1 protein-coding gene is annotated in these 399 nt (G+C 70.7%); it reads left to right on the forward strand.

The genetic code is table 11. The annotated features are described in order from the left end of the window. On the forward strand, window positions 1-399 hold a 399-nt coding region (locus EKO23_RS25620; protein WP_217702819.1), incomplete at both ends, for a peroxidase family protein.

The following is a 399-nucleotide window of genomic DNA, read 5'->3' on the forward strand; positions in this document are numbered from 1 at the left end:
TCCGGTTCGGCCACTCGATGGTCCGCGAGGCGTACAACTGGAACGCCCGGTTCCCGGACGGCCAGGGCACCCTCGACCTGCTGTTCCTCTTCTCCGCGACCTCGAGCATCCTCGGAGGCAACCCGCGGCTGCCGAGCAACTGGATCGCCGACTGGCGCCGCCTCTACCGCTTCGGCCAGATCGGTCGCGCCGACCTCAACCCACCCCGCGGCGAGGCGAACGTCGCCCGGCGGATCGACACCGGGCTCGTCGACCCGCTGGCGGTCCTGCCGAAGGGCTCGTTCGGTGGCGTCGACGCCGACGAGTTCACGATCCGGGCCAACCTCGCGTTCCGGAACCTGACCCGGGCCAGCATGGTGCGCCTCGCGAGCGGTCAGCAGATGGCGACGTTCCTGCGCA

It is taken from the genome of Nocardioides guangzhouensis, from assembly GCF_004519545.1.
GTDB classification, from domain to species: domain Bacteria; phylum Actinomycetota; class Actinomycetes; order Propionibacteriales; family Nocardioidaceae; genus Nocardioides; species Nocardioides guangzhouensis.